The sequence below is a fragment of the Bacillus cereus group sp. MYBK79-1 genome, assembly GCF_051915365.1.
In the GTDB taxonomy this organism is placed as follows: Bacteria; Bacillota; Bacilli; order Bacillales; family Bacillaceae_G; genus Bacillus_A.
In genome coordinates, this window is the sequence record NZ_JBQAEO010000005.1 from 237,764 (window position 1) to 260,500 (window position 22,737).

The window sequence follows — 22,737 nt, forward strand, 5'->3', positions numbered from 1 at the left end:
ATTTTTATGTCAGTATAGGTATAGTTTTCATTATAACGCTCAAATTAACAAAGATAAGAAGAAAAAAGGTTTTTATATAGTTAATGGGAGGGTTTATATGAAAGCTCGTATATTGGCATACATATGTATATTCTTTTTATATGTCAGTGTAGGCTCTTATTCCGTTTTTGCACAGGATAACTTGTATGAAGAAATTCAAAAACATGCAAAACAATATGAGATTGCACCTCAAAATGCGATGATTGATAAAATATGGAAAGCGACACCGGGATATAATGGAAGACAAGTTGATATGGAAGCATCCTATGGTAATATGAAGAAACTAAAGAAATTTGATCAAAAACATCTTGAATTCAAGGAAGTATCACCAAGTGTCCACTTAAAAGATTTATCACCAGCTCCAATTTATAGGGGGCATCCGAATAAAAAGATGGTGGGATTAACAATAAATGTGGCATGGGGAAACGAGTATTTGCCGCGTATATTAGAAATATTGAAAAAACATGATGTGAAGGCGACTTTCTTTTTAGAAGGACGCTGGGTGAAAGAAAATTTGCGATTTGCAAAAATGATTGTCGATGCAAATCAAGAAGTCGGAAATCATTCGTATACGCACCCTAATATGAAAACGCTATCGTCTGATGAAATACGAGATCAGTTACAAAAAACAAATCGAATGATCGAAGCAGCTACGAATCAAAAGGTGAGATGGTTTGCTCCGCCGAGTGGAAGTTTTCGGGATGAAGTCGTGAAAATCGCTGATGATTTCCAAATGGGAACGATTATGTGGACTGTCGATACAATCGATTGGAAGCGACCGGAGCCAGATGTACTATTGCAGAGAGTAATGAGAAAAATACATCCAGGTGCTATCGTATTAATGCATCCTACTTCGTCAACGGCAGAAGCATTAGATACAATGATTACAAAATTGAAGGAACTAGGATATAAAGTAGGGAATATAACAGAGTTACTGGATGAAAAACGTGTGGATTAAATACATTTGCATGACATTCATCCTTAAACTTGTTATCATTAAATAATAGCACTTATTTAGAGAAACTGGCAGTAGGAGGAAAGTTTTTGATTAAAAAATATACTTGTAAAAATGGTGTAAGAATCGTTATGGAGAATATACCAACTGTAAGATCGGTTGCGATTGGTATTTGGATCCATGCGGGATCAAGAAATGAAAATGAAAAAAATAACGGGATTTCTCACTTTTTAGAGCATATGTTCTTTAAGGGGACAGAAACACGTAGTGCACGCGAAATTGCAGAATCATTTGATAGCATTGGTGGGCAAGTGAATGCATTTACTTCAAAAGAATACACTTGTTACTATGCAAAAGTGCTAGATGAGCATGCTAAATATGCTTTAGATGTATTAGCAGACATGTTCTTTAATTCAACATTTGATGAAGAAGAATTGAAAAAAGAGAAGAATGTCGTATGTGAAGAAATTAAAATGTACGAAGATGCGCCAGATGATATTGTGCATGATATGTTAACGAAAGCAACATATGAAACGCATCCGCTTGGATATCCTATTTTAGGAACAGAAGAAACACTTGATACGTTTACAGGTGATACGCTACGCCAATATATTAAGGATCATTACACACCTGAAAATGTAGTTGTTTCAGTTGCAGGAAATATTGATGAAGCCTTCTTACAAACGGTAGAGCAATATTTCGGTAGTTATGAAGGAACAACAAACCGTGAACAAGTACATAGCCCAATTTTCCATTTTAATAAGGTAGCACGTAAAAAAGAAACAGAACAAGCTCATTTATGTTTAGGATATAAAGGCTTACAAATGGGACACGAAGATATTTATAACTTAATCGTATTAAATAACGTTTTAGGTGGTAGTATGAGTAGCCGTTTATTCCAAGAAGTACGTGAGCAACGCGGGTTAGCTTACTCAGTATTTTCTTACCATTCTTCTTATGAAGATACAGGTATGTTAACGCTGTATGGTGGAACAGGTAGCCAACAATTAGATACACTGTATGAAACAATGCAGGAAACATTAGAAACATTGAAAAATACAGGTATTACAGAAAAAGAGCTTATTAATAGTAAAGAGCAATTAAAAGGAAACTTAATGTTAAGTTTAGAAAGTACAAATAGCCGTATGAGCCGTAATGGTAAAAATGAATTGCTACTTCGTAAGCATCGTTCACTTGATGAGATTATCGAAAGTGTAAACACTGTAACAAAAGAAAATGTTGATGAGTTAATTCGTAACATGTTTACAGATGAATTCTCTGCAGCATTAATTAGTCCAGATGGAAAACTTCCAAAAGGAATAAAACTATAATTACTTTATATGAAGTATGTAAAAATAACTGTATCTCTTTTAAATGAGATACGGTTATTTTTTTTGGATATACAGAATAGGTACTAATTATAGATAACTTACATTCATAAATTCGGTAGGGGGAAAGTATATGCGATTAAGTGAATTAAGTGGAAAAGAGATTGTAAATTTAGAAAGAGCAGAAAAGATGGGGGTTCTAGGTTATGTGGATTTAGAAATTGATGAGAAGGATGGCCAAATACAGGCTCTTATCATACCTGCTGGGAAATGGGGAGGTTTTAAAAAGGAACCACAAGAAATAAGAGTAGGGTGGAACCAAATTAAAAAAGTGGGGCATGATATGATCCTTTGTGATATTACGGATCGTCCAAATTCGAAGTGAAAGGTGGCCATTTTGGTCATCTTTTTTTGTTCATGCCCTTCTGAGTATTAGTTTATATTAATTGAGATTTTGAGTTGCGGGTCTTACTGCATACAAAGAGCTAGATAAATCATACGTGCTTTTTGTTTTTCAATCACCTAAAACTCGTACATTACATATGATGTGGAGGAAAAAGAAAAAGTAGGCACTTTTCTTATAAATGACAGAAAAAAGAAGGTGAATTAGGGAATGTTGACTGAGATGCATATTGCTGTCATAGGAGGAGATGCAAGGCAGCTAGAAGTAATTCGCAAGCTAGTTGAATTGGATGCGAAACTTTCATTGATAGGGTTTGATCAGTTAGATCATGGCTTCACAGGGGCAGCAAAAGAAAGTATACAAAATTTAGATTTCACTTCTGTAGATGCAATTATTTTGCCAGTTGCAGGTACAAATGCCAAGGGAGAAGTAGATACTATTTTTTCAAACGAAAAAGTTTCTATAACGAAAGAACAAATTGAAAATACGCCAGAACACTTTACTATATATTCAGGTATTGGTACGCCTTACTTGGAAAATCTCGTATCTACTACAAACCGCAAACTTATTAAATTATTTGATCGTGATGATGTGGCAATCTACAATTCTATTCCAACTGTAGAAGGTACATTAATGATGGTAATTCAACATACCGACTATACGATTCATGGTTCTAATGTAATGGTTTTAGGATTTGGTAGAACAGGGATGAGTGTTGCCAGAGCATTTCAATCATTAGGAGCCCATGTCAAAGTTGGAGCAAGGCGATCGGAACATATTGCACGTATTACAGAAATGATGTTTTCTCCTTTTCATATGCAGAACATTGAGAAAGAAGTAGGAAATATCGATATTGTTATTAATACAATTCCGCATCTCGTCGTGACAGCGAATGTCATTTCAAAAATGCCAGCTCATACGTTAGTAATTGATTTAGCTTCTAAACCAGGCGGTACCGACTTTAGATATGCGGAAAAAAGAGGAGTCAAAGCGCTATTAGCACCTGGGTTACCAGGTATTGTTGCTCCAAAAACAGCAGGACAAATTTTAGCGAATGTTCTTTCTCAGTTACTGGCAGAAGACGTAATAGCAAGAAAGGAGAATGGGGAATGAATTTAAAAGGGAAAAGAATAGGGTTTGGTTTTACTGGCTCACATTGTACGTACGAAGAAGTAATGCCTCATTTAGAAAAGTTAATTGCTGAGGGAGCAGAAGTACGCCCCGTTGTTTCTTACACTGTTCAATCAACAAATACGAGATTTGGAGAAGGAGCAGAGTGGATTAAAAAGATTGAAGAAGTAACAGGATTTAAAGCAATTAATTCAATTGTTGGCGCAGAACCACTAGGACCTAAAATTCCACTAGATTGTATGGTAATTGCACCACTAACAGGAAATTCAATGAGTAAATTTGCAAATGCAATGACAGACTCTCCAGTACTAATGGCAGCGAAAGCGACGCTAAGAAATGGCAAGCCTGTCGTATTGGCTGTTTCGACGAATGATGCTTTAGGGCTTAATGGAGTAAACCTCATGCGCCTAATGGCAACAAAAAATATCTACTTCGTCCCATTCGGTCAAGATGCACCAGAGAAAAAACCGAACTCAATGGTAGCTCGCATGGAGCTGCTTGAAGATACAGTATTAGAAGCGTTGCAAGGAAAGCAATTGCAACCGGTTGTCGTAGAAAAATTCAGATATATGAATTAAAAAACGAAAAAAAACGGACAATTTTTGATGAAACCATCATTCTTACTGTAGAATATGATAAAATTAACGTTATTAAGATTAGAAGGGGTATTCTATACTCCTTCTGATTCTAAGTTATAGAAGGATTGGTATCTAGAAAGGGGCATAGTGATGGAAAAGCAAAAAACTTTTCATGTCGCTGTAGTTGGAGCAACCGGCGCAGTTGGTGAACAAATGTTAAATACTTTAGAGAAACGAGAATTTCCAATCGGGAAGTTAACGTTACTTTCATCTAAACGATCTGCAGGTAAGAAACTTGTATTTAAAGGCGAAGAATTTACAGTTCAAGAGGCAACTCCTGAAAGTTTTGAAGGAGTAGATATCGCACTATTTAGTGCTGGTGGATCTGTATCAAAACAATTAGCGCCAGAAGCAGCAAAGCGCGGTGCGATTGTTGTTGATAATACAAGTGCATTCCGTATGACAGAAAACGTGCCACTTGTTGTACCTGAAGTAAATGAAAACGACTTAAAAGAACATAATGGTATTATTGCAAATCCAAACTGTTCTACAATTCAAATGGTAGTAGCTCTTGAGCCAGTTCGTCAGCAATATGGTTTAAAACGAGTAATCGTTTCCACATATCAAGCTGTATCAGGTGCTGGTGCGGCAGCGATTGAAGAACTTCATGAACAATCACAAGCAATCTTAAATGGTGAAGAAGTGAAGGCAAATGTTTTACCTGTATCAGGTGATAAGAAACATTTCCAAATTGCTTTCAACGCGATTCCACAGATTGATAAATTCCAAGATAATGGATTTACGTTTGAAGAAATGAAAATGATTAATGAAACGAAAAAAATTATGCATATGCCTGAATTAGAAGTAGCGGCAACATGTGTACGTTTACCAGTTGTATCAGGTCACTCAGAGTCTGTTTACATCGAAGTAGAAAAAGAAGGCGTAACAGTAGAAGAATTCAAGAGCTTACTTGCAAATGCGGAAGGTATCGTTCTGCAAGATAATCCAGAAGAGCAGTTATATCCAATGCCAGCTACTGCAGTAGGTAAAAACGAAGTATTCGTTGGAAGAATCCGTAAAGATTTAAATAACGATAAAGGATTCCATCTTTGGGTCGTATCTGATAACTTATTAAAAGGCGCTGCATGGAATTCTGTTCAAATTGCAGAGCGCTTAGTAAAATTACAATTAGTGTAAACGGCTAAGAGAAGGTGCAAAATATGAAAATTATTGTTCAAAAATTTGGTGGCACGTCTGTACGTGATGAAAATGGACGTAAGCACGCGCTCCATCATATAAAAAAATCGCTAGATGCGGGTTATAAAGTAGTTACTGTCGTATCTGCTATGGGCCGTAAAGGTGAACCATATGCAACTGATACTTTGTTAAGTCTTGTAAATCAAGAGGAATCTCGCATTTCTAATCGTGAGCAAGATTTATTATTATCATGCGGAGAATTAATCTCAGCAATCGTTTTCTCTAACATGTTAAATGAGAACGGTATAAAAGCAGCGGCATTAAATGGTGCACAAGCTGGTTTTGTAACAAATGATGATTTTACAAATGCTAAGATTATTGAAATGAATTGCGATCGTATACATGAAGAACTAGAAAATGTAGATGTAATCGTCGTTACAGGATTCCAAGGGCAAACGAAAAAAGGTGATACGACAACACTTGGACGCGGAGGTAGCGATACTTCAGCTTCTGCATTAGGTGTTGCGCTTCATGCTGAATTTATTGATATCTTCACAGATGTAGAAGGTGTTATGACTGCGGATCCTCGCATTGTAAAAGATGCACGTCATCTTCAAACCGTAACGTACAATGAAATTTGTAACATGGCTTACCAAGGTGCAAAAGTCGTTCATCCACGTGCAGTTGAAATTGCGATGCATGCGAAAGTACCTCTTCGTGTACGTTCTACGTATTCTGATAGTGAAGGTACGCTTATTTCGGCATCTGACGGTGCTACAAAAGGCCGTGATGTAGAAGAACGGCCTGTTACAGGTATCGCACATGTTTCAAATGTGACGCAAATTAAAGTGCTTGCAAAAGAAACAGCATATGATTTGCAACAGCATGTGTTTAAAGAAATGGCGAATGAAGGAATCAGTGTCGATTTAATTAACATTTCACCTACTGGGGTAGCTTATACGGTGAGTGATAATGTATCAAAACGTGCAGTTGAATTATTACAAAACCTTGGATACGAGCCAATTGTGACAGAACATTGTGCAAAAGTATCTATTGTAGGAGCTGGAATGGCAGGATACCCTGGGGTTACTGCGAAAATCGTTACAGCTTTAGCTGAAAAAGGTATTCAAATTCTGCAATCGGCAGATAGCCATACGACAATTTGGGTTCTTGTAAAAGAAACTGATTTAGTGGAGGCTGTAAATGCATTACATAGTGCGTTTGAGCTTTCAAAAGAAAAGCAACTGGAACAATAAGGAGTGAGACCATGATAGATTTTGGGACAATTGCAACCGCGATGGTAACTCCGTTTGATAAAAACGGAAATATCGATTTTGCAAAGACAACGAAATTGGTAAATTATTTAATAGATAACGGTACAACAGCAATCGTGGTAGGAGGAACGACAGGAGAATCTCCTACATTAACTTCAGAAGAAAAAGTAGCGTTATATCGCCATGTCGTATCTGTTGTCGATAAAAGGGTGCCCGTAATCGCTGGAACAGGTAGCAATAATACGCATGCTTCTATTGACTTAACTAAAAAGGCGACAGAAGTTGGTGTTGATGCAGTAATGCTAGTAGCACCGTATTATAACAAACCGAGTCAAGAAGGAATGTATCAGCATTTTAAAGCAATTGCTGAAAGCACGCCGCTTCCGGTTATGCTATATAATGTTCCAGGACGATCTATTGTACAAATCTCCGTTGATACAGTTGTTCGTTTATCAGAAATAGAAAACATTGTTGCGATTAAAGATGCAGGCGGCGATGTGTTAACAATGACAGCGATCATTGAAAAAACAGCGGACGACTTTGCGGTATACAGCGGTGATGATGGTTTAACGTTACCAGCTATGGCAGTTGGAGCGAAAGGTATCGTTTCTGTAGCATCTCATGTGATCGGAAATGAAATGCAAGAAATGATTGCAGCATTCCAAGCAGGAGAATTTAAAAAGGCGCAAAAATTACATCAATTACTTGTAAGAGTAACGGATTCATTATTTATGGCGCCAAGCCCAACGCCAGTAAAAACAGCGTTACAAATGGTTGGGTTAGATGTAGGTTCTGTACGTTTACCACTTCTTCCATTAACAGAAGAGGAAAGAGTAACGTTACAATCTGTTATTCAATCTATCCCTCGTTAATAAAAAATGACCTAGTGTAGAACTAGGTCATTTTTTATTGCTATGAAAATCTTTACCTTTCTTTTCTCACCTACCATATTACTCCATTTGTTTAATCACTTCTTCATTATGTATTGCAGCATGTATAAGAAAATAATTGTACACCTTTAAATGAATCAAAAAACATAGTTATTATAGGATAAACATTTGTATAAACGTAATAAACTATCGATTCTGTTTTTTAAAGGGATTGTTTCAAATGTGACGGGATTCATAAAAAAGCTTCATTTTATAAGTGTTTTTGTTCGATTCTAGAAAAATATGTTTTGAAAATCCATATTATGAAATGAAGTTAGCTTATTTATGGCGATTTCTTCAAAATAATATGGAGTACAAAATTGCAGCAAATATACAGGAAATACGTTCGATACTTTTGTTGTAATTCCGTTCTTTTACTTTCTCTTTCGCACGATTTAACTTGTGTTCTATTTCTTGTATCAGGTATAATATGGCTAAGTAGCTTAGTACGGGTATGCTTAGCAAAATTGGTAAAAATTATAATTTGATTACATTTTCATATCATATCGAATAAGATATTTGATTTATATAATGAAAGAGAGGTGAAACCTGGTTTAAAAAATAAACAAGGACATGATATCGCATAACGGTAAGGACATTCGTCTTGGACGGTGAATATATGGTGGTTGTAGAGTTTCCCCTGGTGTCTCTGCAATTTTAGTGAAATCAGTGTTTGAAAGATTTTTAAACCAGGCAACAACATGAAGAGAAAAGAGAATGAGTCTGTTAAAGTATTTGCTCTTGGTGGAGTAGGTGAAATCGGGAAAAACATGTACTGTGTTGAAATTGATTCTGAAATCTTTATTGTAGATGCAGGGTTAATGTTCCCAGGAGATGAAATGTTTGGAATTGATATCGTTATTCCTGATATTACATATTTAGTGGAAAACCAAGAGCGAGTAAAAGGTTTATTTATTACTCACGGTCATGAAGATCATATTGGTGGTATTGTTTACGTACTTCGTAAATTATCTATTCCAGTGTATGCAACGAAATTAACAGTAGGACTTATACAAGAAAAACTTGGCGAAGCGGGTATGTTAGGCCGTGTAGACTTAAAAACAATCGATTCAAATTCAACAGTAGAGTTTAATACTACAACGGTGTCATTCTTTGGAACGACACATAGTATTCCAGATTCTGTTGGTGTTTGTTTCCATACATCAAAAGGTGCGATTGTATATACAGGAGACTTTAAATTCGATCAAACTCCAATTGGAAATAGTGGAGCAGATCTTGGGAAAATGGCTCAAATCGGAAATGAAGGCGTACTATGCTTATTATCTGATAGTACAAATGCTGAGCGTCCAGGCTATACAGGTTCTGAAAAAGAAGTTGGTGTAGAAATTTCTAAAGTGTTCTACGGCGCAGAAGGACGTATTATCGTTGCTTCATTTGCATCGAATGTACATCGTATTCAACAAGTATTTGATGCAGCTGCTGAAACTGGACGAAAAGTAGCGGTTGTAGGACGTAGTATGGTGAAAGTAGTAGATATCGCAAGACGTCTTGGTTATTTAGATGTTCCAGAAGGTATGGTTATTTCACTACAAGAAGTAGACAATTTCCCAGAGAAAAAGGTAGCTATTTTAACGACAGGTAGCCAAGGTGAACCGATGGCGGCCCTTTCTAGAATGGCGAAGCAAGCTCATAAACAAATTTCAATTCGTAAAGGTGATACGGTTATTATTGCGGCTTCTCCAATTCCGGGTAATGAAATATCTGTATCAAAAATTATCGACTTGTTATTTAGAGCGGGAGCTGAAGTTGTTTATTACGGTGAAAGAAAAGTTCACGTTTCAGGTCACGGTAGCCAAGAAGAATTAAAATTAATGTTAAATTTAATGAAACCGAAATATTTTGTACCCGTACATGGTGAGTTCCGTATGCAAAAAGCACATGCATACTTAGCTGAAGATGTAGGTATTGCAAGAGAAAATATCTTTATCGTAGAAAAAGGCGATGTAATTGGTTTTGGTGAAGATGAAGCGAACTTAGTTGGTAAAGTGCAAGCGGGCAATGTATTAATTGATGGATTAGGTGTAGGTGACGTTGGTAATATCGTTCTTCGAGATAGAAAAATGTTATCTCAAGATGGAATATTAGTAGTTGTTGTAACACTTGGTAAGGATGAAAAGAAAATTGTTTCTGGTCCAGAAATCATTTCACGTGGTTTTGTGTATGTGCGTGAATCAGAAGCATTAATTGACCGCTCTACAGAGATTGTACGTATGATTGTTGAGCAATCAATTAAAGAATATTCAATTGAATGGTCTATGCTAAAACAAAATATTCGTGAATTATTAGGACAGTTCTTGTACGAAGAGACAAAGAGAAAACCTATGATTTTACCGATTATTATGGAAGTTTAAAAAAGATCACCTTTACGGGTGATCTTTTTTTCTTTTTAAACTCTATCGAATGAAATTTATAACTTAAGAAATAATAGTGATATACGAGTGAAAGGGGATGCGATATGACAGAACGTGATCGTTATACAAATGAAGGGAAAGAGGCTGAGCCGAAAGAAACTGGGAAAGAAGCTTCGATAGTGGAAAAAATTCAACAGCTAGGACAAACGAATGTACCACAAATGAATGAATCGAGTATTCATTGTTTAACAATCATTGGGCAGGTAGAAGGTCATGTTCAGTTGCCGCCGCAAAATAAAACAACAAAATATGAGCATATTATTCCGCAAATTGTTGCGATAGAACAAAATCCGAAAATTGAAGGTTTGCTTTTAATATTAAACACGGTCGGAGGTGACGTTGAAGCAGGATTAGCAATTTCTGAGATGGTAGCTTCGCTTTCGAAACCAACAGTATCTCTTGTTCTGGGCGGAGGGCATTCTATCGGTGTACCAATTGCCGTCTCTACGGATTATTCATTTATTGCGGAAACTGCGACGATGACAATTCATCCCATTCGTCTAACAGGTCTTGTTATAGGTGTGCCGCAAACATTTGAGTATTTAGATAAAATGCAAGAAAGAGTCATTCGATTTGTGACGAAACATTCGAAAGTAACCGAAGATCGTTTTAAAGAACTTATGTTTGCGAAAGGGAATTTGACGCGAGATATTGGGACGAATGTAATTGGCGGAGATGCAGTGAAATATGGTCTTATAGATGATGTCGGTGGTATTGGGAATGCGATTCGAAAACTGAATGAATTAATAGATGCTCGCATGGATGATAGTGCAGAAGGGGCAATGTTACAATGATTTTATACACAATTATGCCAGAGCAACTTGTCTATCCAGCCGATTATTCGCAATGTGAAAGCCAAAAACTTGTAAATATAAATGGTGTTGAATTAATGGTTTCAGAAGAAGAACATGGGTATTATTCGATTGTACGTGTGTTAAGTACGGATCCGTTACACTACTTAGAGTTTGAGCCGGGCCAGAAAATAACCTTTTAGCAAAAAGAAGGATTTTGTTTAGAAGCTATGGTATAATATAAAAAACAAGACGGTTGAGCAGCCATGATAGGGCTGCTTTCTTCTGTTTATTTAACAATTTACAAGAAGTGTAAAAATAGAAGAGATAAGACCTGAAAAAATAGAGAAAACAGACATATAAGTAGAGCTTTTTAAGAAGCCCTACTTACATGTAGAACACGAGGTGAAGAAATGGCAAAACAAAAGCAAAGAGGGACGAAGGCAAAAGCAAGACGCACGATAAAGCCAACTTTGTATTATGAAATCGTCGGTTTAACTCTTTTTGCACTTTCAATCATTACGATTTTACAGCTAGGCGTTGTAGGGAAATCGTTTGTGTTATTTTTTCGCTTCTTCTTTGGTGAGTGGTACATAATTGGTGTGTTAGGTGTAATAGCTTTATCGGTTTCGTTCGTTATCAAACGTGGATGGCCGAACCTTTTAAATAAACGGTTAATCGGTTTTTATTTAATAGTATTGGCGATATTAATGTTTAGTCATATTACATTATTTAACCTTCTTACGAAAGATGGAGCAGTGCAAAATACGTCTGTTATTGTGAGTACGAAAGATAACTTCTTTCTTGAAATGAAAAAGGGTCCAGATAGCGTTCATTTAGGTGGTGGTATGTTTGGGGCGCTTATGTTTGCGACATGTTACTTCTTATTTGACGAAGTAGGAGCTTATATCATTGGTATTATTTTAGTGATTCTTGGCATACTTTGTATAACAAATAAACATATTGGGGAAGTGCTTGCCCCTGTAGGCAGAATCCTTAGAAGTCAATTTGAAGTAATGCAAGGGGATTATAAAGATTGGAGATCCAAAAGGACGGCTGAACAAACAGAAAAGAAAAAAACAACAAGAAGTACGAGGCGCGAACGTGCTGTGGAACAAGAAGAAATTGTTGAGCCGATGGAAGAAATATCAATTGATCCTCCAATTATTTCGAACTTTACTGAGAATTATCCTGTAAATGAAGAAGAGAATAAACGAATTAGCGAAGAACAGGAAGTAGAGTTGATAACTTCACCGTCTATTGAAGAGGTTCCGCCTGTTGAAGAATCTAAGAAAAAGCGTGGAGAAAAGATTGTAGAATCTTTAGAGGCGGAAACAAGTGCCCCGCCAATGCAATTTTCAAATGTAGAAAATAAAGATTACAAGCTTCCCGCACTTGATATATTGAAATTTCCAAAGAATAAGCAAGTTACAAATGAAAATGCGGAAATTTATGAGAATGCTCGTAAATTAGAACGTACTTTCCAAAGCTTTGGAGTGAAAGCGAAAGTAACAAAAGTACATAGAGGTCCTGCAGTTACAAAATATGAAGTATATCCTGATATGGGAGTAAAGGTAAGCAAAATCGTCAGTTTAAGTGATGATTTAGCACTTGCTTTAGCTGCGAAAGACATTCGTATTGAAGCCCCTATTCCCGGGAAATCAGCTGTAGGAATTGAAGTTCCAAACTCAGAAGTCTCTATAGTAACGCTTAGAGAAGTTCTTGATTCTAAAGCTAATAATCACCCTGAAGAGAAGTTGTTAATTGGTCTTGGACGAGATATTACGGGTGAAGCTGTATTAGCCCGTTTAAATAAAATGCCCCATTTACTAGTGGCCGGTGCGACGGGTAGTGGAAAAAGTGTATGTATTAACGGTATTATTGTTAGTATTTTAATGCGTGCAAAGCCACATGAAGTAAAATTAATGATGATCGATCCGAAAATGGTAGAATTAAATGTATATAACGGTGTGCCTCATTTATTAACACCAGTTGTAACCGATCCGAAAAAGGCATCACAAGCATTGAAAAAAGTTGTGAGTGAAATGGAACGCCGTTATGAGTTGTTTGCTCATAGTGGCACGCGAAATATTGAAGGATACAATGACTATATAAAAGAGCATAATAGTCAATCAGAAGCGAAACAACCGGAATTACCTTATATTGTCGTAATTGTGGACGAGTTAGCAGATTTAATGATGGTCGCTTCATCGGATGTAGAGGATGCGATTATGCGTCTAGCACAAATGGCTCGTGCGGCTGGTATTCATTTAATTATCGCAACGCAGCGTCCATCCGTTGATGTCATTACGGGGGTTATTAAAGCGAATATTCCATCACGTATTGCATTCGCTGTATCTTCTCAAACAGATTCTCGTACAATTCTTGATGGCGGTGGTGCAGAGAAACTACTAGGTCGTGGAGATATGCTGTTTATACCAATTGGTGCATCGAAGCCTGTACGTGTACAAGGTGCGTTTTTATCAGATGATGAAGTTGAGAGAGTTGTAGAATATGTTATTGGTCAGCAAAAAGCGCAATATCAAGAAGATATGATTCCGCAAGATGTTCCTGATACAAAGCAGGAAGTAGAAGATGAATTATATGATGAAGCAGTTCAGCTCGTAGTGGAAATGCAAACGGCATCTGTTTCTATGTTGCAACGTAGGTTTAGAGTTGGTTATACGCGAGCTGCTCGTTTAATTGATGCAATGGAAATGAATGGTGTAGTAGGTCCGTATGAAGGTAGTAAACCACGAGAAGTGCTCATTAATGATGTACAAGAAAAAAGTTCATAAAAAAAAAGCCTAATTGTTTTTACAATTAGGCTTTTTTATATGCTGGTTTTGTTATATACTATGTTCAGAGGTAAAGAAAGGGCTTACATTTAAAGTGATTCTTTAGAATACGAATACTTTGGTGTGGTTTTTTGTGAACGTTCGATATTTAATGTAGAAAAATGTTAAATTTTGTTGACACGTATGGGAGCAAGTGGTAAGATTACTTCGAAAAGAATCACTGCCTCATATAATCTTGGAGATAAGGTCCATAAGTTTCTACCTGGCAACCATGAATTGCTGGACTATGAGGGGAAAAGTGTGTAACAAAGGATGTAAGAGATCTTTGTGCCGAACTTTTTCTCGATATGAGGAATGTTTATGGTGCAAAGTTTTTTTTATGCAGTAAAGAGTGAAAATTTCATCTTAAAAAATTATTAATATTTATTCGACAATTGTGCTTATTTTTACTGTTTAGCAATTTTTATTATGTTGTAAGTTGAAAAAAGAGAAAAGAAGTCTTACATCAGAGGTCGAATAATTGAAATGCGGGGGAGTCTTATGTCAGTAAAATCCGATAGTCGTCACCTATATTTACGGGTGATTGATCACATCAAAGAAAAAATTAAAGATGGAGCATACAAAGAAAGACAAAAGTTACCATCAGAGTTTGATTTAGCGAAAGAACTTGGCGTAAGTAGAGCGACTTTAAGGGAAGCGCTGCGTATTTTAGAAGAAGAAAATGTTGTCATTCGTAGACATGGTGTAGGGACATTTGTAAATGCTAAGCCGTTATTTTCTTCTGGGATTGAACAACTTTCTAGTATTACAGATATGATTTCTAGTGTGGGGAAAACACCAGGAACTATCTTTCTATCATCATCTACAACAAGTTTAACAGAAGAAGAAAAAGAGAAGTTTAATAGTGAAGATGGTTTTAATGCCGTAATGATTGAGCGTGTGCGTACAGCAGATGGGGAACCTGTTGTATATTGTATCGATAAACTTGCAAAAGAAATCTTGCCAGATTTATCGGGATACAACGAAGAATCATTGCTTACAGTGATACATAACAATACGCACAAACGTATCACATACGCAGTTGCTCACATTGAGCCAATTGGCTATCATCCGAAAGTCTCACCGATTTTAGAATGTGAACCGGAAACGGCACTGCTAGTTTTAAAACAAATGCACTATGATCAAAATGATGAGCCAATCTTATATTCTATCAATTACTTTAGAGCTGATAAATTTAGCTTCCATGTATTAAGAAAACGTATGTAGGTAAGTTCCATTTTAGGGAGGTGACAACAAGAAGTTAGGGACAGCAGCGTAAGAATAAAGAGATATATATAATTTCAGGAGGGGTTTCTAGTATGAAGAAAAAAACAGGTCTTTTATTATCATTAACATTAGCAGCAAGCACGGTTTTAGGTGCATGTGGTAACTCGGATAAGGCGAGCAGTGACAAGAAAGAAGATAAAGAATTCAAAGTTGGTATGGTAACGGATGTTGGGGGCGTTGATGATAAATCATTCAACCAATCTTCTTGGGAAGGTTTGAAAAAGTTTGGTAAAGATAATGGATTAAAGGAAAAAACAAATTATCGTTACCTACAGTCTGAAAAAGAAGCAGATTATATTCCGAACTTAAAGAAATTTTCAAAAGATAAGTATGATTTATCTTTCGGAATCGGTTATAAATTAGAAGGTGCAATTAAAGAAGTTGCAAAAGAATCTCCAAAACAACAATTCGCAATCGTTGATACTGTTGTAGAAGCACCGAACGTAACAAGTATTACATTTAAAGATCATGAAGGTTCATTCCTGGTAGGTGCGGTAGCGGCTATGTCAACAAAATCGAATAAAGTAGGATTTGTTGGTGGAATGAAGAGTGATTTAATTAGTAAATTCGAAAATGGATTTAAAGCTGGTGCAAAGGCAGTAAATCCAAACATTGAAATCGTATCTGAATATGCGGAAGCATTTGATAAACCTGAAAAAGGTACAGTTCTTGCATCAGCAATGTATGGTCAAGGTGTAGATGTAATTTATCATGCTGCTGGTGGTACAGGTAACGGTGTGTTCACTGAAGCGAAAAACCGTAAGAAAAAAGGTGAAAATGTTTGGGTAATCGGTGTTGACCGTGACCAAAACCAAGAAGGTATGCCTGAAAACGTAACATTAACTTCAATGGTAAAACGTGTAGATATCGCTGTTGAAAAAGTAGCACAAGAAGCGAAAGATGGTAAATTAAAAGGCGGTAAAGTAGAAGCGTTTGGCTTAAAAGATGACGGTGTTGGTATTGCAAAAACAACTGACAACGTGAAAAAAGTTAACCCTGAAATTTTAACAAAAGTAGAAGAGTTTGAAAAGAAAATTACAGATGGTGAAATTAAAGTACCAGCTACAGATAAAGAGTATAAAGAATATGAAGCTTCTCTAAAAAAATAAATAGAGAAATAGCAAAGGTTAGTTCATAGAACTAACCTTTGTATGTATAAAACTTCCAAATTGCTTAATAAGTTAATAGTGTAATAGGGGAATGTTCCCTGTTAAAAGGAGGAACACAATGGAATACGTAATTGAGATGAATAACATTACGAAAGTATTCCCAGGCATTGTAGCGAATGATGATATTACGCTGCAAGTAAAGCAAGGAGAAATACATGCTTTACTTGGAGAAAATGGTGCAGGGAAATCCACATTGATGAATGTACTATTTGGTTTGTATCAACCAGAACAAGGTGAAATTAAAATTAAAGGAAAGTCTGTAAACATTACCAATCCGAATGTGGCAAATGACCTTGGTATCGGAATGGTTCATCAGCACTTTATGCTTGTTCATAATTTTACAGTTACAGAGAATATTATTCTCGGAAATGAACCGAAGAAAAAAGGGAAAATTGCTGTTGAGGAAGCTGCTAAAGAAATTCAAAAACTGTCTGAACAATACGGATTAGCTGTAGATCCATATGCGAAAATACAGGATATTTCAGTTGGTATGCAGCAGCGTGTTGAGATTTTAAAAACACTTTACCGAGGGGCAGAAATTTTAATATTTGATGAACCGACAGCTGTGTTAACACCGCAAGAAATTCATGAGCTCATTCAAATTATGAAAAAGCTTGTACAAGAAGGGAAATCTATTGTTCTTATTACACATAAGTTGAAAGAAATTATGGAAGTTTGCGATCGTTGTACGATTATTCGTAAAGGAAAAGGGATTGGAACGGTTGACGTTGCAAATACGAATGAAAATAAACTTGCAGAATTAATGGTCGGACGTCAAGTGAATTTTAAAACAGAAAAAATAGACGCGAAGCCAAAAGAAGAGGTACTTTCAATTGCAAACCTTGTTGTTCACGATGCACGTCAACTACCTGCTGTAAAAGGCCTTGACTTAACTGTTCGTGCGGGGGAAATTATTGGAATTGCAGGGATTGATGGAAACGGACAAAGTGAATTGATAGAAGCAATTACTGGTTTACGAAAAGTTGAGTCAGGTTCTATTGCAATTAAAGGAAAAGAAATAACAAATTGGCCTGTTCGAAGAATAACAGAAGAAGGAATTGGTCATATTCCAGAAGATCGTCATAAACACGGCCTCGTTCTTGATTTTTCTGTTAGAGATAATGTCGTTCTGCAAACGTACTATAAAAATCCGTTTTCAAAGAAAGGGATTTTAAATTTTAGTAAAATTACAGAAAAAGCAAAGGCACTTATTGAACAGTTTGATGTACGTACACCTAGTGAGCAAACGTTGGCGCGTGCTTTATCTGGGGGAAATCAACAAAAGGCAATTATTGCACGTGAAGTAGACCGTGATCCAGATTTATTAATCGCGGCACAGCCAACACGTGGTTTAGATGTAGGAGCAATTGAATTTATTCATAAGAGATTAATAGAGCAAAGGGATAAAGGAAAAGGTGTATTACTTTTATCGCTAGAGTTAGATGAAATCTTAAATGTTAGTGACCGAATTGCTGTTATTTATGAAGGGAAAATCGTAGCAATTGTTGATGCGAAAGAAACGAATGAACAACAGCTTGGATTGTTAATGGCTGGAGGAACAAAGAAGGAGCAGGTGGGTACAAATGGCTAAAAAACTTTTAACAGAACGAACGATAAATATTTTAGTCCCAGTACTATCCGTTATTTTCGGCTTACTTGTCGGAGCAATTGTAATGCTAGTAAGTGGCTATGATCCAATAGTTGGTTATAGTGCACTTTGGACAGGAATGTTCGGTAGTCCAAGTGCAATCGGTGAAACGCTTCGTACAATGATACCGCTTATTCTTGCCGGCTTATCAGTGGCATTTGCATTTCGTACAGGTTTATTTAATATCGGGGTAGAGGGTCAATTGCTAGTTGGTTGGCTTGCGGCAGTTTGGTTCGGTTATGCAGTTTCGCTACCAGCTGTTCTTCACATTCCGTTATCTATTTTATTTGCAGCATTGGTAGGTGGAATTTGGGGTTTCATCCCTGGATATTTAAAGGGGAAATTTCAAGTTAATGAAGTTATTGTAACAATTATGATGAACTATATTGCGTTATACGTAACATATGACATTATTAAGCGTTTCTTGCACGAAGGTAATGATAAAACGTACGACATCAAAGGGAGTGCGTCATTATCTTCAGACTGGCTTGCTACCATCACTGACGGTTCGCGCCTTCACTGGGGAATTGTTGTAGCAATTTTAATCGCTATTTTAATGTGGTTCTTATTAGAGCGAACAACTTTAGGTTATGAATTAAAGTCGGTAGGATTTAATCAACATGCTTCCAAATATGCTGGTATGAAAGTTTCTCGCAATGTAGTATTCTCTATGACAATTGCTGGTGCATTTGCGGGGATTGGTGGAGCGATGGAAGGGTTAGGGACATTCCAAAGTATGACGGCGATGTCTTCGTTTACAGGAGTAGGATTCGACGGGATTGCCGTAGCCTTACTTGGAGGGAATAATCCGTTTGGTATTATCCTTTCAGCTTTATTATTTGGTGGTTTGAAAAGTGCTTCCCCTCAAATGAACTTTGAGGCAGATGTACCATCAGAGCTTATTAATGTGATTATTGCATGTATCATCTTCTTTGTTGCATGTAGTTATGTGTTAAGATGGGCGCTTACACGCATGAGCAAGGAGGGGAAATAAATGAGCTTTTTGGATATATTAGCCATTCTTGTGACGGGTACGTTATATACATCAGCACCTATAATTTTTACAGCACTAGGTGGTGTATTTAGTGAAAGGTCAGGTGTTGTAAATATCGGATTAGAAGGACTAATGCTATTTGGTGCATTTATTGGAGTTGTTACAAACTTATTAATGGGTGATACTTGGGGAACGATGACTCCGTGGATTGCGTTATTATTTGCGGCAATTGGTAGTGGGTTATTTGCATTACTTCATGCTGTAGCATCTATTACATTCCGAGCGGATCAAGTTGTAAGTGGTGTAGCGATTAACTTCTTAGCTCTTGGGTTAACGGTATTTGCAATTAAGAAGATTTTTGATAAAGGACAGACTGACTTTATTCAGTACCGTATTGAAAAGATTGATATTCCAGGCCTTTCGGATATTCCGGTTTTAGGGAAAATATTCTTCTCTAACGTACCGATAACGTCGTATATTGCTATTATTTTAGCGTTCGTTGTTTGGTATGTTATTTATAAAACACCGTTCGGTCTTCGTCTTCGTGCGGTTGGTGAGCATCCAATGGCAGCTGATACGATGGGGATTAACGTATATAAAATGCGCTATATTGGTGTTTGTATATCAGGTGTGTTTGCTGGAATTGGTGGAGCAATTTTTGCAATGTCAATTTCTAATAACTTCTCAGGGGCAACTATTACTGGACAAGGTTTCTTAGCATTAGCTGCTATGATCTTTGGGAAGTGGAATCCACTAGGTGCATTAGGTGCAGCGTTATTCTTTGGTTTTGCACAATCGTTAAGTGTAACAGGTGGAACAATTCCTGTATTAGATCAAATTCCGAGTGTTTTATTAACGATATTACCGTATGTATTCACAATATTAGCGCTTGTTGGTTTTGTAGGTCGTTCTGAAGCCCCGAAAGCATTAGGAACTCCTTATGAAAAAGGAAAACGATAAGTATAAAAAAGCTCGCACATTAGTGCGGGCTTTTTTACATAGACTATATTTAATACGGAATTTTACTATGTTCCTTACAAATGAAAGTTTTTAGAAAGAGCCTAATGTAAGTATAGTGAGGAAGAAAAGTTGATTTTTTATTTCTAAAAACTGTATATTGGAGAAGAATATTCCTACATACGTAAAGGAGGGCTATAAATGAAACTAATGGAACAACAGTTACATGAATTAGGTGGTTTGCGAGTACATATTATTCCAACTGATAAATATAAAACAAATACTTTTGTATTTCGTTTTAAGGCACCTTTGAATGAGGAGACGGTGACAGAGCGTGCCCTATTGCCATACGTATTGCAAAGTGCGACAGAAAGGCTTCCTTCTGTAATTCGTCTTCGTCAATATTTAGAAGAATTATACGGATCTTCTTTGGCGGTAGATGTAAGTAAAAAAGGAGAAGACCATGTTATCTCTATTTATGTAGACATTGCAAATGAAGTATATTTACATGATGCACCACCGTTATTTGAAAAAGCGCTTTCTATGTTATCGGATATCGTTTTACATCCAGCAACAGAGGGGAACGGTTTTCTACCTTCTATCGTAGAAAGTGAAAAGAGAGCGCTCTTGCAAAGAATTGAAGCTACGTATGATGATAAAATGCGCTATGCAAACGAGCGTTTAATTGAAGAAATGTGCAAAGTAGAACCGTATCGTTTAAGTGCAAATGGGAAAAAAGAGAGTGTTTCTTCTATTACAAATGAAAGTTTGTATCAATATTATCAAAAAGTGTTAGCGGAAGATGAAATGGATCTATACATTATTGGTGATATTTCAGAAAACGCATTGGATCTTGTAAGTAAGTATTTTTCTATTTCGGCACGTCCTGCAAGGGAAAGAAATGTACTTCTTCATAAGAGAAATAATGAAGAAAAAGAAGTTGTTGAAAAACAAGAATTAAAACAAAGTAAATTACACATCGGTTATCGAACGTTTATTACGTATAAAGACGAAGATTATTTTGCATTGCAATTGTTCAATGGACTGTTTGGAGGGTTTTCTCATTCGAAGTTATTCGTGAACGTTCGTGAAAAAAATAGTTTAGCGTACTATGCGGCATCCCGCTTTGAAAGTCATAAAGGCTTATTGTTTGTCATGTCAGGAATCGAAGCGAAAAATTATGAAAAAGCTGTTGAGATTATTAAAGAACAAATGTTAGCGATGCAAAATGGTGATTTTTCTGAAGAAGAGATGCATCAAACGAAAAGTGTTATTCAAAATCAAATATTAGAGGCGATTGATACACCACGCGGATTTGTGGAAATGCTGTATCATGGCATTATTTCAGACCGTACGCGTCCGGTTGAAGAATGGCTTACAGGCATTGAAAGTGTGACGAAAGAAGAGATTGTGAAAGTTGCTAAAAATATTGAACTAGATACAATTTACTTTTTACAAGGAACGGAGGGAGAATAAATGGAGAAAATTGTTTATGAGCAATTAAAAGAGACGCTCTATTATGAAAAACTTCCTAATGGATTAGATGTATATATTTTACCGAAGCAAGGATTTAATAAAACGTTTGCAACGTTTACGACAAAATATGGTTCTATGGATAATACATTCGTACCACTAGGTAAAGAAGAAATGATTCGTGTGCCTGATGGAATTGCTCATTTTCTTGAGCATAAATTATTTGAAAAAGAAGATCACGATGCTTTCCAACTGTTTAGTAAACAAGGAGCATCGGCAAATGCTTTCACATCTTTCACAAGAACAGCTTACCTTTTTTCATGTACATCAAATGTAGAACAAAATTTAAATACATTGTTAAACTTCGTACAAGAACCTTACTTCTCTGAAAAAACAGTTGAGAAAGAGAAGGGGATTATCGGACAAGAAATTCAAATGTATCAAGATAATCCAGATTGGCGCTTATACTTTGGATTAATTGATAGCTTGTTTGTAAAGCACCCAATTAAAATTGATATTGCAGGGACAATCGAGTCTATTAGTAAAATTACGAAAGACCTATTATATGAATGTTATGAAACGTTTTATCATCCGAGCAATATGTTACTATTTGTTGTGGGCGCAATTGATCCAGAGAAAACAATGGATTTAGTACGCGAAAATCAAGCGGAAAAAGATTATAAAAATCAGCCAGAAATTGTACGTTCATTTGAAGAAGAACCAGATGAGGTAAATGAAAAGAAGAAAATTATTTCAATGCCTGTACAAACACCTAAATGTTTAGTTGGTATTAAAGCGACAAATTTAAAAGAAAAAGGGGAAGCCCTTTTAAAACAAGAAATTGCGCTTACGCTACTTTTAGATTATTTATTTGGGAAAAGCTCCGTTCATTACGAATCTTTATATAATGAAGGGCTTATTGATGATTCGTTCTCGTATGATTATACGGAAGAGAATAACTTCGGTTTTGCAATGGTTGGCGGCGATACGAAGCAACCTGATGAGCTGGAAGAGCGTTTGAAAGGTATTTTATTAAACACAAATTATGATCAATTAGATGAGGCGGCATTAGAACGAGTAAAGAAAAAGAAAATAGGTGGCTTTTTACGCTCCTTGAATTCACCTGAATATATTGCAAATCAGTTTACACGATATGCATTTAATGAATCGAGCCTGTTTGAAGCATTAACGGTGTTAGAAGGGTTAACTGTTCAAGATTTACAAGAAGTAGCGAAAACATTATTATCAGAAGAAAGAATGAGCGTTTGTCAGGTTTTACCGAAGAAATAAAAGGTTTTATAATAATACCCTCATC

At 36.3% G+C, this 22,737-nt stretch carries 19 protein-coding genes and 1 riboswitch; all 19 genes read left to right on the top strand.

Annotated features, from left to right (window positions below; genetic code table 11):
* Positions 1 to 97 precede the first annotated feature (97 nt).
* The 19 genes from ACTFOB_RS11610 (at position 98) to yfmH (ending at position 22,712) form a co-directional block, all read left to right on the top strand.
* Entirely contained in the window at positions 98 to 997 is a 900-nt protein-coding gene (locus tag ACTFOB_RS11610) for a polysaccharide deacetylase family protein (protein ID WP_440026007.1), read from the top strand.
* 86 nt (positions 998 to 1,083) lie between these two features.
* A complete protein-coding gene (locus ACTFOB_RS11615) occupies positions 1,084 to 2,325 on the top strand; it encodes a M16 family metallopeptidase (RefSeq protein WP_071758790.1) in 1,242 nt (413 codons plus the stop codon).
* 130 nt (positions 2,326 to 2,455) lie between these two features.
* Complete coding sequence (locus tag ACTFOB_RS11620) at positions 2,456 to 2,707, top strand: YlmC/YmxH family sporulation protein (RefSeq protein ID WP_440026009.1); 252 nt, start codon at positions 2,456 to 2,458, stop codon at positions 2,705 to 2,707.
* Between the two features lie 228 nt (positions 2,708 to 2,935).
* Complete coding sequence (gene dpaA, locus ACTFOB_RS11625) at positions 2,936 to 3,838, top strand: dipicolinic acid synthetase subunit A (protein ID WP_087996537.1); 903 nt, start codon at positions 2,936 to 2,938, stop codon at positions 3,836 to 3,838.
* A complete protein-coding gene (gene dpaB, locus ACTFOB_RS11630) occupies positions 3,835 to 4,434 on the top strand; it encodes a dipicolinate synthase subunit B (RefSeq protein ID WP_001049480.1) in 600 nt (199 codons plus the stop codon). Before dpaA ends, dpaB begins: the two co-directional genes overlap by 4 nt.
* Before the next feature lie 150 nt (positions 4,435 to 4,584).
* Positions 4,585 to 5,631, top strand: coding sequence for an aspartate-semialdehyde dehydrogenase (asd, locus tag ACTFOB_RS11635; protein ID WP_000414854.1), 1,047 nt, complete (start codon positions 4,585 to 4,587; stop codon positions 5,629 to 5,631).
* 23 nt (positions 5,632 to 5,654) lie between these two features.
* On the top strand, positions 5,655 to 6,887 hold the full coding sequence (dapG, locus tag ACTFOB_RS11640; protein ID WP_440026010.1) for an aspartate kinase: 1,233 nt from the start codon (positions 5,655 to 5,657) through the stop codon (positions 6,885 to 6,887).
* Between the two features lie 11 nt (positions 6,888 to 6,898).
* Positions 6,899 to 7,777 carry a 4-hydroxy-tetrahydrodipicolinate synthase gene (gene dapA, locus ACTFOB_RS11645; protein WP_440026012.1) on the top strand — a complete coding sequence of 293 codons (879 nt, stop codon included), beginning with the start codon at positions 6,899 to 6,901 and terminating at the stop codon, positions 7,775 to 7,777.
* Between the two features lie 758 nt (positions 7,778 to 8,535).
* On the top strand, positions 8,536 to 10,206 hold the full coding sequence (locus ACTFOB_RS11650; protein WP_151632604.1) for a ribonuclease J: 1,671 nt from the start codon (positions 8,536 to 8,538) through the stop codon (positions 10,204 to 10,206).
* A 104-nt stretch (positions 10,207 to 10,310) separates the two neighbouring features.
* A complete protein-coding gene (gene tepA / locus ACTFOB_RS11655) occupies positions 10,311 to 11,060 on the top strand; it encodes a translocation-enhancing protein TepA (protein WP_440026014.1) in 750 nt (249 codons plus the stop codon).
* Complete coding sequence (locus ACTFOB_RS11660; RefSeq protein WP_375811735.1) at positions 11,057 to 11,260, top strand: YlzJ-like family protein; 204 nt, start codon at positions 11,057 to 11,059, stop codon at positions 11,258 to 11,260. Before tepA ends, ACTFOB_RS11660 begins: the two co-directional genes overlap by 4 nt.
* Before the next feature lie 210 nt (positions 11,261 to 11,470).
* Positions 11,471 to 13,855: a DNA translocase FtsK gene (locus tag ACTFOB_RS11665; RefSeq protein ID WP_440026016.1), complete on the top strand. Its 2,385-nt coding sequence runs from the start codon at positions 11,471 to 11,473 to the stop codon at positions 13,853 to 13,855.
* A gap of 205 nt (positions 13,856 to 14,060) precedes the next feature.
* Positions 14,061 to 14,162: riboswitch (purine riboswitch) on the top strand.
* 233 nt (positions 14,163 to 14,395) lie between these two features.
* Positions 14,396 to 15,121, top strand: a complete 726-nt coding sequence (locus ACTFOB_RS11670; RefSeq protein ID WP_440026019.1) for a GntR family transcriptional regulator — start codon at positions 14,396 to 14,398, stop codon at positions 15,119 to 15,121.
* Positions 15,122 to 15,213: 92 nt separating this feature from the next.
* Complete coding sequence (locus ACTFOB_RS11675) at positions 15,214 to 16,290, top strand: BMP family lipoprotein (protein ID WP_440026021.1); 1,077 nt, start codon at positions 15,214 to 15,216, stop codon at positions 16,288 to 16,290.
* 118 nt (positions 16,291 to 16,408) lie between these two features.
* Positions 16,409 to 17,941 carry an ABC transporter ATP-binding protein gene (locus ACTFOB_RS11680; protein ID WP_440026023.1) on the top strand — a complete coding sequence of 511 codons (1,533 nt, stop codon included), beginning with the start codon at positions 16,409 to 16,411 and terminating at the stop codon, positions 17,939 to 17,941.
* Entirely contained in the window at positions 17,934 to 18,992 is a 1,059-nt protein-coding gene (locus ACTFOB_RS11685; RefSeq protein WP_440026025.1) for an ABC transporter permease, read from the top strand. The genes ACTFOB_RS11680 and ACTFOB_RS11685 overlap by 8 nt, the downstream gene beginning before the upstream one ends.
* Positions 18,993 to 19,952, top strand: a complete 960-nt coding sequence (locus ACTFOB_RS11690) for an ABC transporter permease (protein WP_151632594.1) — start codon at positions 18,993 to 18,995, stop codon at positions 19,950 to 19,952.
* Positions 19,953 to 20,150: 198 nt separating this feature from the next.
* The gene (yfmF, locus tag ACTFOB_RS11695; RefSeq protein ID WP_440026028.1) at positions 20,151 to 21,425 is read left to right on the top strand and encodes an EF-P 5-aminopentanol modification-associated protein YfmF; all 1,275 of its coding nucleotides are present in this window, start codon (positions 20,151 to 20,153) and stop codon (positions 21,423 to 21,425) included.
* Positions 21,426 to 22,712, top strand: coding sequence for an EF-P 5-aminopentanol modification-associated protein YfmH (gene yfmH, locus ACTFOB_RS11700; RefSeq protein ID WP_440026030.1), 1,287 nt, complete (start codon positions 21,426 to 21,428; stop codon positions 22,710 to 22,712).
* Positions 22,713 to 22,737 lie beyond the last annotated feature (25 nt).

Coding starts and splice junctions, on each gene's coding strand:
- ACTFOB_RS11685 (WP_440026025.1), top strand. CDS start 17,934: ATGGCTAAAAAACTTTTAACAGAACGAACGATAAATATTTTAGTCCCA.
- dpaA (WP_087996537.1), top strand. CDS start 2,936: ATGTTGACTGAGATGCATATTGCTGTCATAGGAGGAGATGCAAGGCAG.
- dpaB (WP_001049480.1), top strand. CDS start 3,835: ATGAATTTAAAAGGGAAAAGAATAGGGTTTGGTTTTACTGGCTCACAT.
- dapG (WP_440026010.1), top strand. CDS start 5,655: ATGAAAATTATTGTTCAAAAATTTGGTGGCACGTCTGTACGTGATGAA.
- ACTFOB_RS11690 (WP_151632594.1), top strand. CDS start 18,993: ATGAGCTTTTTGGATATATTAGCCATTCTTGTGACGGGTACGTTATAT.
- ACTFOB_RS11680 (WP_440026023.1), top strand. CDS start 16,409: ATGGAATACGTAATTGAGATGAATAACATTACGAAAGTATTCCCAGGC.
- tepA (WP_440026014.1), top strand. CDS start 10,311: ATGACAGAACGTGATCGTTATACAAATGAAGGGAAAGAGGCTGAGCCG.
- ACTFOB_RS11620 (WP_440026009.1), top strand. CDS start 2,456: ATGCGATTAAGTGAATTAAGTGGAAAAGAGATTGTAAATTTAGAAAGA.
- dapA (WP_440026012.1), top strand. CDS start 6,899: ATGATAGATTTTGGGACAATTGCAACCGCGATGGTAACTCCGTTTGAT.
- yfmF (WP_440026028.1), top strand. CDS start 20,151: ATGAAACTAATGGAACAACAGTTACATGAATTAGGTGGTTTGCGAGTA.
- ACTFOB_RS11670 (WP_440026019.1), top strand. CDS start 14,396: ATGTCAGTAAAATCCGATAGTCGTCACCTATATTTACGGGTGATTGAT.
- ACTFOB_RS11660 (WP_375811735.1), top strand. CDS start 11,057: ATGATTTTATACACAATTATGCCAGAGCAACTTGTCTATCCAGCCGAT.
- yfmH (WP_440026030.1), top strand. CDS start 21,426: ATGGAGAAAATTGTTTATGAGCAATTAAAAGAGACGCTCTATTATGAA.
- ACTFOB_RS11665 (WP_440026016.1), top strand. CDS start 11,471: ATGGCAAAACAAAAGCAAAGAGGGACGAAGGCAAAAGCAAGACGCACG.
- ACTFOB_RS11610 (WP_440026007.1), top strand. CDS start 98: ATGAAAGCTCGTATATTGGCATACATATGTATATTCTTTTTATATGTC.
- ACTFOB_RS11675 (WP_440026021.1), top strand. CDS start 15,214: ATGAAGAAAAAAACAGGTCTTTTATTATCATTAACATTAGCAGCAAGC.
- asd (WP_000414854.1), top strand. CDS start 4,585: ATGGAAAAGCAAAAAACTTTTCATGTCGCTGTAGTTGGAGCAACCGGC.
- ACTFOB_RS11650 (WP_151632604.1), top strand. CDS start 8,536: ATGAAGAGAAAAGAGAATGAGTCTGTTAAAGTATTTGCTCTTGGTGGA.